Raw genomic sequence first — 12,361 nt, forward strand, 5'->3', positions numbered from 1 at the left:
GGATCGTGCTGAAAAGGATGACATCGCCCTGATGCGGTACGAATGCCTGGGTGGGCCTAACCTGATAGCGTGGCGAAAATAAAAATGACCGACAATATTACCGAAAAACAAAAAGACGTTATCAATTATCTTCTCGGCAAAATCAAACAGCAGAGCCTGCAGCCAGGAGATAAACTGGATACCGAAATCGGCATTGCCAAAGCGTTAGGCATGACGCGAGCGACGGTACGTGAAGCGACGCGTATTTTGATTGATCAGCGCCGGGTTTATCGAATCAAGGGGTCCGGACTCTACGTAGGTTCAATAGGAAAAAACAATCAATCAGGACGATTTCATGCCCTATCCCCTTTTGACTACCAGGCACAGCAAGGCGGTTATCGTGCCGGACGTAAGGTAATATCCGCCAGTATCGTCACCGTTCCCGACGCCGCTATGGCCCAGGCACTGCGCATTAAAAACAGCGATTCCGTCTATAAAATACTCAGGCTGATGAGTTTCGACGACCTACCGGTATCACTGGAATATATCCATTTCCCAGTATCCCTCTTTAATTCGATTGAATTCAGAGAACTGGAGATTTCCAAATATCTTTATATTGAGCGGATAACTGAAAAGAAGGTCTATAAGCGCGATCAGAACTTTCATGCCTTTAATGCCAAGGACGAGGAGATGATCCGTCATATGAACATCAAGCCTGATGATGCAATGATGGAATTATACGAAGTGGTCTATCTGGATGACGGCACACCCTTCGAGGTGAATATCGCCATCATTAATACCAATATGCTCCATCTAAGCCAGGTATCGGTGCGCACTGAATAACAGGCTTCCGGCGTCGAGTTGCGCACGTCGCGGTTGTCGAACGGATACGATTTATTAAGCATTGCCCGTCACCGACCTGCACAACACCTCTTAACGGCGCCACAACCCGGTGGTGCCGCTGTTATGATTACCCGCGCTGATTAAAAACGGTAACCGACGCCAAACATAAAGGTCCAAGGGTCGATATCGGTATGCACCGATTGCTGCTGACCACCCGCCTTGAAGCGAACATCAGTATCGATATCCATATACCAGACCGACAAGTTAATCAGCCAGTTTTCATCGATATTGTAATCAAGACCGGCTTGACCGGCGATACCCCATGAATGCTTGAGACTTAAATCGCTCAGCCCGGCGTCTCGACCGGTCTGGTTAAAATGCGTGTCATAGAAAGTGGTATAGTTGATACCAATGCCGACATAGGGGCGGAGTTTATCCGGCGCATCACCAAAATAATACTGGGCCATCAAACTTGGCGGTAAATGTTTTAATGAGGCAATATCACCGGTACTCTTTAAGCCAACATGATGTTTGAAGGGTGTGGCAGCCAACAGTTCGATACCAATATTATCGGTAAATAAATAACTGAAAGTCAGTCCCAGCTGCGTATCATTGTCGACATTGAATTTCCCCAATCCCAGCACATTCCCTGAATCTTCGGAGGGACGCACCGTGGCGCTACCTGCCCGTACGATGATATCCCCGGCCTGATGCGCCTGGATACCTGCCGAAAACAAAACCCCTGCTATCGCGGTACCGATAATAAGTGCTTTCATTCCCTACTCCATTTTTAAGATGTAATTTCCGAATGCCATTTATGTCCGGTTTTGGCAGACAGTGTAAATTTCGGTAATTTGATCTGGACACTTTATGGGTGTTTTATATCAATTGGACGTCATCAAGGGTGATGATCCACATCAATATTAAGCCAATGAAGTTAAAAAAAGCCTTAACCAATCCAGGCTATTGCTTTTGCTAAAGTGAATAGGTATTTTCATTCTCTGGTGCGTTCAGGTCCGATGCCGTGGCGTCGGCGGGTGATCATCATGAGCGAAAATACCCATCCCTGCATGACCTGTGGCGCCTGCTGTGCCTTTTGGTGAACTGCACCATCTACCCTTCACGCCCCTCCCGGTGCCGCGAGTTCCTGCGGTCAGGTGAAAATAATATCGCCAATCAAGCCTGCAGCCGGGCCAGGGCACACTATGGTCAACCGGCACTGCCGTTCGGGCAGCCCGGGCCGCCGACCTTTGCGTGACTAATGGGTCGGCGGGGTGCCAAGCGGCCAATTAACAGGGTAGAATAGCGGGCTATGTTTTTTGACTGTTTTGCCAAGGAGCCTCCATGCCAATTATGGCAAGTACCCTGTACCGTGACATGCTGAATTTTATGCGCAATCAGTTCGCCAGTATTATCCTGCTGGCGCTGTTAACCGCGTTGATTAGCGTTTTGATAGGCCATGCGCTGTCCCCGGACAGTGATCAGTTGGTTATACTGAATGGTGGCGCCAGCGAGATGGCAGACACCGCTGAGATGAGCCTGCAGGAGATGGTGCAGCAAATGTCCCCCGAGCAGCAGCAGGTACTGCTAAAAGCTTCCGCTGCCGGCACTTTCGCCGGACTGTTGGGCAATGTGCTGCTGGTCGGCGGCCTGCTTACCATGATCCGCATGGTATCTTCCCGTCAGCCGACCAGCGTGGTGCGTTCGCTGGGATTATCTTTGCCGATTCTGCCCAGGTTGCTGCTGCTGATTTTTTTGACCACGCTGCTGGTCCAGCTCGGCTTATTGTTGGTGTTAGTTCCCGGTATCCTGGTGGCCATTGCCCTTAGCCTGGCGCCGGTGATTACCACTAGCGAAAATCTGGGCGTGTTCAAATCAATGCGTCTGAGCAGCAAATTGGCCTTTGCCAATCTGCGCCTGATAGCGCCGGCGATAATGATCTGGCTGGCGGCAAAGGCTGCAGTGCTGTTACTGGCAACGGAGCTGACCATGGTGTCATCGCTGGTTGCGGCGGTACTGCTGAACGGCTTGAGCAATGTTATTTCTGCTCTGTTGCTGATTTATTTATATCGCCTCTATATGCTGCTGCGTGACACCGACGCTGAACCAGTCAACCCTTAACAAATACGGGTCTCATTTATGAAGCAGTTTCTGGATTTTATTCCGCTGGTGGTTTTTTTTGTCGTTTATAAGCTTTATGACATCTATATCGCCTCAGGTGCGCTGGTAGCCGCCTCGGCACTGGTGCTGGCCTTTACCTGGTTTCGGTACGGTAAAGTGGAAAAGATGACGCTCATCACCTTTCTTATGGTGGCGGTATTCGGTTCGCTCACCATGTACTATCACAATGCGGAATTTATCAAATGGAAGGTAACGCTGATTTACGGCTTATTTGCCATCGCCTTGCTGATAAGCCAGTTCGCCATGGGCAAGCCGCTGATCCAGCGCATGCTGGGCAAGGAACTGACGCTACCGGCACCGGTATGGGGACGGCTTAATCTGGCCTGGGCGCTGTTCTTTATCATTTGCGGTGCCGCTAATGTCTATATTGCTTTCTGGCTGCCGCAAAATGTCTGGGTTAATTTCAAGGTATTTGGCCTGACGGGATTAACCCTGGTCTTTACCCTACTCAGCGGGCTGTATATTTATCGGCATATGATCGACGACGAAAAACACACCAAAAAGCATGACCACCCGGATCGTCCGGCATAAAGGCTGTTCTGAGCGAAAATACCATGAGTGAAGTGACTGATTTACCTGCCGGGGAACTGGTGCTGCGTACGCTGGCGATGCCGGCGGATACCAATCCAAATGGTGACATTTTCGGCGGTTGGCTGATGTCGCAGATGGATCTGGGCGGGGCTATCCTCGCCAAGGAGATCGCCCATGGCCGGGTCGTGACGGTACGCGTTGATGGAATGACATTTATGAAACCGGTCGCAGTCGGCGATGTCGTCTGCTGCTATGCCCTGTGCACTCGCACCGGCAACAGTTCCTTAAGCATCAATATCGAAGTGTGGGTGAAGAAGGTCTCATCCGAACCCATTGGCCAGCGCTACCGGGCAACCGAAGCGCTGTTCACCTATGTCGCCGTTGATAAGGAAGGACAGGCTCGACCGCTTCCTGAAGACAAACGCAACTTCCTGCTGTCCACCCGTTAGCGCTGGCCTCTCTTCGCGCCGGCCCGGCGATTAAGCCGGGGCCGGCGATTAAGCCGGGGCCGGCGTCAAGCAACCTCATGCCGACCGGATCTGCTGTTTTATCCCCCACCGGCAATTGCACAGATAATTTCCCAGCGTCGGCCACAGTGACCGCCGCTTTCGCTTTGTCCGCGGCCTTTGGTCCGCGGACATTTGTCATCCGCAGGCTAGCCGTATCCTGTTCCCGCTATGATTAACCCTGACTGCTGCTGACGCCGCTCAACTTGAAGTAAATGGTCATGGTCAGGTCTTTGCCCGGGCGGCCTGCTTCATATCGCCAGCGGCGCATCGCCTGTCGAATATCGCGTTCGAACATATTGCGCGGTTCCGCAGACAAAATACGGATATTATCAGTTCGCCCATCAGCATTGACATCAAACTGTACCCTGACTTTCCCTTCTATGCGCAATGCCTGAGCGCGGGAAGAATAGGCCGGATTGGCGCGACTCAACGCCTTGGGACCGCCAGGAGCCGCTTTTTGACTCGGTGTCGCCTGCGGAGCTCGGCTGACCGGCGCCGTCGCCGCAGGGGTATCGCTACGCTCCTGAGGATCCGCCCTGGGACGCTCTACCGGCGTTGCTGGCTTCGGACGAGGCTTGACCACGGCTTTTTTCGGCACGGGTTTAGGCTTGGGCTTGGGTTGCTGGACCGGCGCGGGCGGTTCAGGCTCAGGCTCCGGTACCGGCTCGGGAGCGGGCGGCTCAGGCACCACTTCGGGCTCAGGCGGCATAGACTCTGGTTCGGGTTCTACCACCGGCTGTTCTGCGGGCGCTGCCTGCTCCGGTTCAGGCGCAACAAGCGTGACGCTCATCGGCGGCTCGCCGGCGGGCGGAGAAACAATCTCAGTCACTGAAGCATAAAGTAAACCGGCTACCAGAGATGTATGCAGACCGACCGAGAGAATGAACGGCCAGGAAAATCGACGAGTCGGTTTCAAAATTTTTTTGCGCCATTTCAAATAGGATGATAAATATGGGCTAAAGTTTAAATGCAAATAGCAATCATATTCAATAACCGTTATCAAACTCTCCGCTAACTTTGTCATTTAATGCCGATAGTGGCGCTGGTTTATGGCTGGACCGGGGCAAATAAGTCGTTGCGCTCTGGGTTTCATTATCATAACGTTAAGCACTTTACCAAACTTGACCCGCTGGGAGTAAGTACCGTGCTCTACGTAATCTATGCCGAAGATGTAAAAGACTCGTTGGAAAAACGTCTCTCCGTCCGACCCACCCACCTGGCAAGATTACAGGTGCTGCAGGATCAGGGACGACTGGTCACCGCCGGGCCGATGCCGGCCATAGACAGCAACGAGCCTGGGGCAGCAGGCTTTACCGGATCGACGGTTATTGCCGAATTTACCTCTTTGGAAGCAGCGCAGGCCTGGGCCGATGCGGATCCGTATGTGGCAGCCGGCGTCTATAAAACCGTAACGGTAAAACCTTTTCGCAAAGTGTTTTGATAAACGCATTATGTGACTGAATTATGACAAAAAATAAGCTGCCGGTGGTGGCTTTTTTTTGCTTTTACAGATTTACCGTGATGATAATCAACTGCACTGGCTGTTTAGGAATTTTCCCAGTATGTTTTTTAATCAACCTATAATCAATAACTTACAAGATAGATTATTGTAATATCTGGAATTTTACGCATTTTGTACGCCACCTCCGGTTTGTGCTGCCGCTTTATTTGGCTTACGGTAATAACGCTGTACTCCTGGTTCGCTCATATACAATCGGAGGTAATTATGTTGAAGAAAATACTTTTGGTATCAATGGTAATGGTTGCTGCTAGCAGTCCTGCGGCGTTCGCCGCCGGTGCGGCGGGCACGACAGAAGTGGCGTCTCAAAGCGCATCCGGTGCGGCGACCACGTCGGATCCGGGCTTCGTGTCAAGCTCCGTGGCCGCAGTGGCATCTGCAGGTGATCCTAACGGCACCGGCAGCTCTACGTCGACCTCCACCACTACTGCCACACAGTAAAACAGATTACTGGGGATTGGACGACCCAGATGAAAAGGTACGTGGAACGTTATCTACCTTAAACCGGCTTAAGCCGGTTTTTTTGCGCCGGTGACCAGGCAAAGAGTCTCAACAGCCAAAAGCGGTAGAGAACAGTAAACAGCGGCGCTGCTGCTTCGATTGCAGATGACTTATTCGGGTCAGGTGACGATAAGTACGGGATTGAGATTCAACCCACTGGCGACGGCGTCGCTGGGCTTGTCTCTGCATGCGCCATCGACTGACTTCATTTCTGCTTCTTTTCATAACCCTTTCCGGCCTGGTTTTCGTGGGCGTTATTATAAACATTTCACCCGTCGATCCAACCCTCGCAAGCGGCGGCCGGCCCGCTTTCGCTGCTATGGGGACAGCTAATTTCCTCTTCCTCTTTCAGGCGCTTATGCGTACACTCGACCCAATGCCTTGCAGACAGGATTTTTTGCCTTCATGACAACAGTTTATGCCATTATCAACTGGCTACTAATATTCGGCTACTGGCTGCTTATCGCAGGCGTCACGCTGCGAGTACTGATGAAACGCCGGGCGGTGCCTTCTGCGATGGCATGGCTTCTGGTTATCTATATCCTCCCCCTGGTCGGTATCATTACTTATCTGTTGTTCGGCGAACTCAATCTGGGTAAACGCCGGGCAGAACGCGCCAAAGCCATGTGGCCCTCCACCGCCAAATGGATGCAGGATTTAAAACAATACCAACGTATCTTTGCCACTGAAAACAGTGAAGTGGCCAGGTCCCTGTTTCAGCTGTGTGAACATCGCCAAGGCATGGGCGGATTGAAGGGTAATAAACTGCAGTTGCTCACCAGCGCCGACGACGCCATGAAAGCGCTGATCAAGGATATCGGGCTGGCGCAAAAAAGTATTGAGATGGTGTTTTATATCTGGCAGTCCGGCGGCCTGGTGGATCAGGTCGCCGAGGCGCTGATGGCCGCCGCCAGGCGCGGCGTCCACTGCCGGATGATGCTGGATGCCGCCGGCAGCGTGGCGTTTTTCAAAAGCCCTTACCCGGCCATCATGCGCACTGCCGGCGTTGAGGTGGTACAGTCATTGAATGTCAGCGTACTGCGTGTGTTCCTGCGGCGCATGGATCTGCGTCAGCACCGCAAGATGGTTTTGATCGATAACTATATTTCATATACCGGCAGCATGAATATGGTTGATCCGCGCTATTTCAAGCAAGATGCCGGCGTCGGCCAGTGGATTGATTTAATGGCCCGTATGGAAGGCCCGGTGGCCTCCGCCATGGGCATTATTTACTCCTGCGACTGGGAAATTGAAACCGGCCAGCGCTTGCAGCCACCTCCACCCGACGTCAACATCATGCCGTTCGAACAGGCAAGCGGCCATACCATTCAGGTGATTGCTTCCGGTCCCGGTTTCCCGGAAGGCGTTATTCATCAGGCGCTGCTGACGGCAATCTATTCGGCCCACCAGCAGCTTATCATGACCACTCCCTACCTGGTGCCAAGCGACGATTTGCTGCACGCCATCTGTACCGCCGCCCAGCGCGGCATAGATGTCCATATTGTGGTTCCGCGCGATAATGATTCGCTGCTGGTCGGCTGGGCCAGCCGCGCCTTTTTTGCCGAGTTGCTGGAGGCCGGTGTGCATATTCACCAGTTCGAAGATGGGCTCCTGCATACCAAAAGCGTGCTGGTTGATGGGCAGCTGAGCCTGGTAGGCACTGTCAATCTGGATATGCGCAGCCTGTGGCTGAATTTTGAAATCACTCTGGTGATTGATGATGATGATTTCGGCAGTGATCTCGCCCGGGTGCAGGAAGACTATATTGCCCGTTCACGGGTAATCGATCCCAAAGTCTGGGCCGCCAGGCCATATTGGCAGCGTATCGTCGAGCGACTGTTCTACTTTTTCAGTCCGTTGCTGTAATTCATGGCCGCATCATGGTGTAATAGTCGACAAGATAGGTCTGAGGACGATGATAATGGATTTGAATAACCGCCTGACAGATGACGAGACGCTCGAACAGGCCTACGACATCTTTCTTGAACTTGCCCAGGATAATCTGGATCCGGCGGATGTATTGCTTTTCAATCTGCAGTTTGAGCAACGGGGCGCGGCCGAACTGTTTGATCCTGCCGAAGAATGGCATGAACAAGTTGATTTTGATCTCAATCCGGACTTCTTTGCAGAAGTCGTGATTGGCCTGGCGGAAGCAGACGGCATGGAAGTGAATGACGTGTTTGCGCGCATTTTGATCTGCCGTGATAAAGCCGAGAAAATCTGCCACATTTTGTGGAAAGAATAACCGCCCTTCTCCAGTAGCCCTTTCCCCGACGCTCGGCAAACGCATCTCCAGCTCAGCGCTTATCCGCCCGTCAGATGACGCCCGCTACAGCATGCCGGGCGTCATGTTCACACCGAATTACTGCGCCAGCTGGCTGGCATCGACTTTGATGCAGGAGCAGGCATGGCGGAAACTGCCCTGCAAGATTGGCCGCGTTAGGGCACACTGCTCCGAGGCTATTGGACAGCGAGTTCGAAATACACAGCCAGACGGGGGGTTGATCGGCGAAGGCAGGTCCCCTTCGAGCAGTTGAATCACCTTATTTCGTTCTTTATCCGGATCTGGAATCGGTACTGCGGACATCAGCGCTTTAGTATAAGGGTGCTGAGGATTATGATAAACCTCGTCATAGGTGCCCAATTCGACCGCATGGCCCAAATACATGACCAATACCCGATCTGAAATATGTTTAACCACCGCCAGGTCATGGGCGATAAAAATCAATGACAATCCCATTTCACGCTGCAGTTGCTGAAGCAGGTTAACGACCTGTGCTTGAATAGACACATCCAGCGCCGACACCGGTTCATCGCAGATTACCAGTTTGGGTTCAAGAATAAGCGCCCGGGCGATGCCGATACGCTGGCATTGTCCACCGGAAAACTCATGAGGATAGCGATTAATCAAGTTAGGCAATAGCCCGACTTTCATCATCATGTTGCTGACTTTATCCTTAACTTCCTGGCGAGGCATCTTGGGATAATAGGTCTTGAGCGGTTCGGCAATGATATCGCCAATGGTCATGCGCGGATTCAGCGACGCCAGTGGATCCTGGAAAATCATCTGGATATCGCTGCGGGTTGAACGCCACTGGGCATTATCCATATCCTGCAGCTCTTTGCCCAACCAGGCGATGCGCCCGCTGGTCGCTTTGACCAGGCCAATCAAGGCGCGGGCAAAGGTGGATTTACCACAGCCGGACTCGCCCACCACACCGAGGGTTTCCCCTTCGTAAAGGCGCAGGGATACGCCATCGACTGCCTTCAGGCTTTTTGCCGGCTGCCAGAACCATTGCTTATCACCCTTGACGTCGAAATAGACTTTCAGATTCTCGACATCAAGGATCACTTTCTTGTTTTCGCCGGTGGCATTCATACCAGTTCCTCCAAAGGCTTGTAGCAGGCGCGCAGGCGCTGGTCGCCAAATCGTTCCAGTGGCGGCATGGTCGAGCATATGTCCATGGCATATTTACAGCGCGGCTGGAATGGACAGCCTGCGGGCAGGCGCAGCAAATTAGGCGGGTTACCCGGAATAGTCGCCATCAGCTCAGTACCTTCGGCGTCAAGACGAGGTACCGCACCGAGCAAACCGATGGAATAGGGGTGGCTGGGCCGGTAAAATACATCGGTGGCCTTGCCATATTCCATGGTCCTGCCGGCATACATCACCAACACCCGATCGCAAATGCCGGCGACCACGCCAAGATCATGCGTAATCATAATGATGGCCGTATTGAACTCACGCTTGAGTTCATTGAGCAGCGTCATGATCTGTGCCTGTACCGTGACATCGAGCGCCGTCGTCGGCTCATCGGCAATCAGCAGCTTGGGACGGCAGAGCAAAGCAATGGCAATCATCACCCGCTGGCGCATACCGCCTGAAAACTCATGGGGATACATGCGCATACGTTTACGGGCTTCCGGCATCTTAACCGCATCCAGCATGCGCACCGACTCTTCAAAAGCCTCGTGCTTGCTGATGTTTTTATGCAATCGAAGCACTTCCATCAACTGTTCGCCGACCCGCATATAGGGGTTAAGCGAGGTCATTGGATCCTGGAATATCATTGAAATTTGCTCTGAACGCAGCTTGTTCAACTCCTTCTCAGGCAGATTAAGGATTTCACGGCCATTGAATCTGGCTGAACCGCCAATACGGCCATTGGCGGCCAGCAGTCCCATCAAAGCAAAAGCGGTTTGCGACTTTCCTGAACCTGACTCGCCGACTATCCCTAAGGTTTCCCCGGCATTGAGCGAGAAGTTCAGGTCATTAACCGCGGTAACTTCGCCATCATTGGTTGAAAAAGTGACGCGCAGATCGCGAACGTCCAACAGCCCCGGAGCAGCTGTCGGCAATGGGAAATTATCAGGTATGCTCATCGCGGCACTCCTTATCGATCTTTCGGGTCGAGGGCATCACGCAGACCATCGCCGATAAAGTTGAAACAAAACAGGGTAACTACCAGGAATGACGCGGGAAACATCAGTAACCAGGGAGAGACTTCCATGGAGTTGGCACCATCAGACAGCAATGCACCCCAACTGCTCAAGGGTTCCTGAGTACCTAATCCCAGAAAACTGAGGAAAGATTCAAACAGGATCATACTTGGCACCAGTAAAGACGCATATACCACCACGACCCCGAGTACATTAGGCACGATATGGCGCAGGATAATGTGCCGGCTGGATACCCCGCTGACGATGGCAGCTTCAATAAATTCTTTTCGTTTCAGGCCTAGCGTCTGACCGCGAACAATTCGCGCCATATCGAGCCATGACACCATGCCGATAGCGATGAATATCAGGAAAATATTTTGACCGAAGAATGTCACCAGCAAGATGACGAAGAACATGAAAGGAAATGAGTTCAGTATCTCTAGTAAACGCATCATCACTGAATCAGTCTTGCCGCCCAGATAGCCTGACATCGCACCGTAAAGGGTTCCCAATACGACGGCGACCAGCGCTGCCGCCACACCGACCATCAAAGAAATACGTCCGCCGATGGCGACCCGCACCAGCAAATCGCGCCCTGATGAGTCAGTACCGAAATAGTGGGCAGACACCAAATCAGGCGCGCTCGACATCATTCCCCAGTCGGTATCGAAATAACTGAATTGCGACAGTGAAGGCGCTAATACCACGAACAGGGTAATCAGGAACAACACGAAAAGACTGATTAGGGCAGCCCGGTTATGAATGAAACGCTGACGGGCATCTTGCCACAGGCTCCGCCCCTCCACGTCCAGTTTCTCACTGAATTTTTCCAGAGCTTCGCTGTTTTTGTTTCCGACAATCATGAATGCGTGCTCCAGCTTAATAACGTATTTTGGGATCGATTACCGCATACAGGATATCGACCACCGCATTGAAAAGAATAGTCAGTGCGCCGACCAAAATGGTCAGGCTCAACACCAGGGAATAGTCACGATTCAAGGCACCGTTAACAAACAGCTGGCCAATACCCGGTAAGCCATAAATGGTTTCAATAACCATCGATCCGGTAATGATACCGACAAAAGCAGGTCCCATATAGGAAATCACCGGCAGCATGGCCGGTTTAAGTGCGTGGCTTAGAATAATACGGCGCATCGGCAGACCTTTGGCCCTGGCGGTACGAATAAAGTTAGAGTGCAGCACTTCAATCATTGAGCCGCGAGTAATACGCGCGATGCTGGCAATATAGGCCAGCGAAAGAGCGATCATCGGCAGTATGACAAATTGCGGTGAACCGCCATTCCAACCGCCGGCCGGCAACCATTTCAGACTGATGGCAAATAACAGCACCAATAAAGGCGCAACCACGAAACTGGGTATAACCACCCCGGTCATGGCAAAGCTCATCACCAGGTAGTCCCATTTGGTGTTCTGGCGCAGTGCGGCCATGACGCCAGCGCTCACGCCAAAAACCATGGCAACGATAAAGGCCGCTAGACCCAGTTTAAGGGAAACCGGGAATGAATTGGCTACCAGATCGTTTACCGTATAGTCCTTATATTTAAAAGAAGGACCAAGGTCACCTTTCGTTAATTGCAGCAGATAATTGCCGTATTGTTTCAGTATCGGATCATTTAAATGATACTTAGCCTCAATATTGGCCATGACTTCTGGCGGCAGATTTCGCTCACCGGTAAACGGGCTGCCCGGGGCCAGTCGCATCATAAAGAATGAGATAGTGATCAAAATGAACAGCGTCGGAATGGCTTCCAACAGCCGACGTAAAATAAACTTTAGCATTACCCAGACCTATAACTTGGCTTCTACAACATTGCTGATGAACAGGAAAAACAGGGCA

General features: G+C 52.0%; 14 protein-coding genes. 7 read left to right on the plus strand and 7 right to left on the minus strand.

Features of this window, described 5'->3' with window-relative positions; translation table 11 throughout:
- Nucleotides 1-84 precede the first annotated feature (84 nt).
- Nucleotides 85-822 (plus strand): GntR family transcriptional regulator, encoded by a 738-nt coding sequence (locus EDC52_RS01270; RefSeq protein WP_131863450.1) that lies wholly within the window; start codon nt 85-87, stop codon nt 820-822.
- Between the two features lie 140 nt (nt 823-962).
- Here EDC52_RS01270 and ompW read toward each other — a convergent pair whose 3' ends face one another.
- Nucleotides 963-1,598 (minus strand): outer membrane protein OmpW, encoded by a 636-nt coding sequence (gene ompW, locus EDC52_RS01275; RefSeq protein ID WP_131863451.1) that lies wholly within the window; start codon nt 1,596-1,598, stop codon nt 963-965.
- 568 nt (nt 1,599-2,166) lie between these two features.
- Here ompW and EDC52_RS01285 point away from each other — a divergent pair.
- From EDC52_RS01285 to yciA, 3 genes are read left to right on the plus strand one after another with little or no spacing between them, the layout of a single operon-like run.
- A complete protein-coding gene (locus EDC52_RS01285) occupies nt 2,167-2,943 on the plus strand; it encodes a YciC family protein (RefSeq protein ID WP_131863452.1) in 777 nt (258 codons plus the stop codon).
- 18 nt (nt 2,944-2,961) lie between these two features.
- On the plus strand, nt 2,962-3,534 hold the full coding sequence (locus tag EDC52_RS01290) for a septation protein A (RefSeq protein ID WP_131863453.1): 573 nt from the start codon (nt 2,962-2,964) through the stop codon (nt 3,532-3,534).
- A 23-nt stretch (nt 3,535-3,557) separates the two neighbouring features.
- Nucleotides 3,558-3,983 carry an acyl-CoA thioester hydrolase YciA gene (yciA, locus tag EDC52_RS01295; RefSeq protein ID WP_131863454.1) on the plus strand — a complete coding sequence of 142 codons (426 nt, stop codon included), beginning with the start codon at nt 3,558-3,560 and terminating at the stop codon, nt 3,981-3,983.
- A gap of 232 nt (nt 3,984-4,215) precedes the next feature.
- Here yciA and EDC52_RS01300 read toward each other — a convergent pair whose 3' ends face one another.
- Nucleotides 4,216-4,959, minus strand: a complete 744-nt coding sequence (locus tag EDC52_RS01300) for an energy transducer TonB (protein ID WP_230467924.1) — start codon at nt 4,957-4,959, stop codon at nt 4,216-4,218.
- 228 nt (nt 4,960-5,187) lie between these two features.
- Between EDC52_RS01300 and EDC52_RS01305 the strand changes: the two genes are divergently transcribed.
- Nucleotides 5,188-5,484, plus strand: coding sequence for a YciI family protein (locus tag EDC52_RS01305; protein ID WP_131863456.1), 297 nt, complete (start codon nt 5,188-5,190; stop codon nt 5,482-5,484).
- 627 nt (nt 5,485-6,111) lie between these two features.
- Here EDC52_RS01305 and EDC52_RS01310 read toward each other — a convergent pair.
- Nucleotides 6,112-6,288, minus strand: a complete 177-nt coding sequence (locus EDC52_RS01310; RefSeq protein ID WP_131863457.1) for a YciY family protein — start codon at nt 6,286-6,288, stop codon at nt 6,112-6,114.
- A 180-nt stretch (nt 6,289-6,468) separates the two neighbouring features.
- Here EDC52_RS01310 and cls point away from each other — a divergent pair, with 180 nt between their 5' ends.
- Together cls and EDC52_RS01320 are read left to right on the plus strand one after the other, a co-directional pair.
- Nucleotides 6,469-7,929, plus strand: a complete 1,461-nt coding sequence (cls, locus tag EDC52_RS01315; protein WP_131863458.1) for a cardiolipin synthase — start codon at nt 6,469-6,471, stop codon at nt 7,927-7,929.
- A 49-nt stretch (nt 7,930-7,978) separates the two neighbouring features.
- Entirely contained in the window at nt 7,979-8,308 is a 330-nt protein-coding gene (locus EDC52_RS01320; RefSeq protein WP_196237735.1) for an HI1450 family dsDNA-mimic protein, read from the plus strand.
- Between the two features lie 117 nt (nt 8,309-8,425).
- Here the strand turns inward: EDC52_RS01320 and oppF are convergent, their stop codons facing one another.
- Genes oppF through oppB form a run of 4 tightly spaced genes read right to left on the minus strand, consistent with a single transcriptional unit; the run spans nt 8,426 to nt 12,303 of the window.
- On the minus strand, nt 8,426-9,442 hold the full coding sequence (gene oppF / locus EDC52_RS01325) for a murein tripeptide/oligopeptide ABC transporter ATP binding protein OppF (protein ID WP_131863460.1): 1,017 nt from the start codon (nt 9,440-9,442) through the stop codon (nt 8,426-8,428).
- A complete protein-coding gene (gene oppD, locus EDC52_RS01330; protein ID WP_131863461.1) occupies nt 9,439-10,446 on the minus strand; it encodes an ABC transporter ATP-binding protein in 1,008 nt (335 codons plus the stop codon). The genes oppF and oppD overlap by 4 nt, the downstream gene beginning before the upstream one ends.
- Nucleotides 10,447-10,457: 11 nt before the next feature.
- Nucleotides 10,458-11,366, minus strand: coding sequence for an oligopeptide ABC transporter permease OppC (oppC, locus tag EDC52_RS01335; RefSeq protein ID WP_131863462.1), 909 nt, complete (start codon nt 11,364-11,366; stop codon nt 10,458-10,460).
- A gap of 16 nt (nt 11,367-11,382) precedes the next feature.
- A complete protein-coding gene (oppB, locus tag EDC52_RS01340; protein ID WP_131863463.1) occupies nt 11,383-12,303 on the minus strand; it encodes an oligopeptide ABC transporter permease OppB in 921 nt (306 codons plus the stop codon).
- Nucleotides 12,304-12,361: the final 58 nt, after the last annotated feature.

The sequence above is a fragment of the Biostraticola tofi genome (assembly GCF_004343195.1).
Classification (GTDB): domain Bacteria; phylum Pseudomonadota; class Gammaproteobacteria; order Enterobacterales; family Enterobacteriaceae; genus Biostraticola; species Biostraticola tofi.

Coding starts and splice junctions, on each gene's coding strand:
- EDC52_RS01270 (WP_131863450.1), top strand. CDS start 85: ATGACCGACAATATTACCGAAAAACAAAAAGACGTTATCAATTATCTT.
- ompW (WP_131863451.1), bottom strand. CDS start 1,598: ATGAAAGCACTTATTATCGGTACCGCGATAGCAGGGGTTTTGTTTTCG.
- EDC52_RS01285 (WP_131863452.1), top strand. CDS start 2,167: ATGCCAATTATGGCAAGTACCCTGTACCGTGACATGCTGAATTTTATG.
- EDC52_RS01290 (WP_131863453.1), top strand. CDS start 2,962: ATGAAGCAGTTTCTGGATTTTATTCCGCTGGTGGTTTTTTTTGTCGTT.
- yciA (WP_131863454.1), top strand. CDS start 3,558: ATGAGTGAAGTGACTGATTTACCTGCCGGGGAACTGGTGCTGCGTACG.
- EDC52_RS01310 (WP_131863457.1), bottom strand. CDS start 6,288: ATGAAAAGAAGCAGAAATGAAGTCAGTCGATGGCGCATGCAGAGACAA.
- cls (WP_131863458.1), top strand. CDS start 6,469: ATGACAACAGTTTATGCCATTATCAACTGGCTACTAATATTCGGCTAC.
- EDC52_RS01320 (WP_196237735.1), top strand. CDS start 7,979: ATGATAATGGATTTGAATAACCGCCTGACAGATGACGAGACGCTCGAA.
- oppF (WP_131863460.1), bottom strand. CDS start 9,442: ATGAATGCCACCGGCGAAAACAAGAAAGTGATCCTTGATGTCGAGAAT.
- oppD (WP_131863461.1), bottom strand. CDS start 10,446: ATGAGCATACCTGATAATTTCCCATTGCCGACAGCTGCTCCGGGGCTG.
- oppC (WP_131863462.1), bottom strand. CDS start 11,366: ATGATTGTCGGAAACAAAAACAGCGAAGCTCTGGAAAAATTCAGTGAG.
- oppB (WP_131863463.1), bottom strand. CDS start 12,303: ATGCTAAAGTTTATTTTACGTCGGCTGTTGGAAGCCATTCCGACGCTG.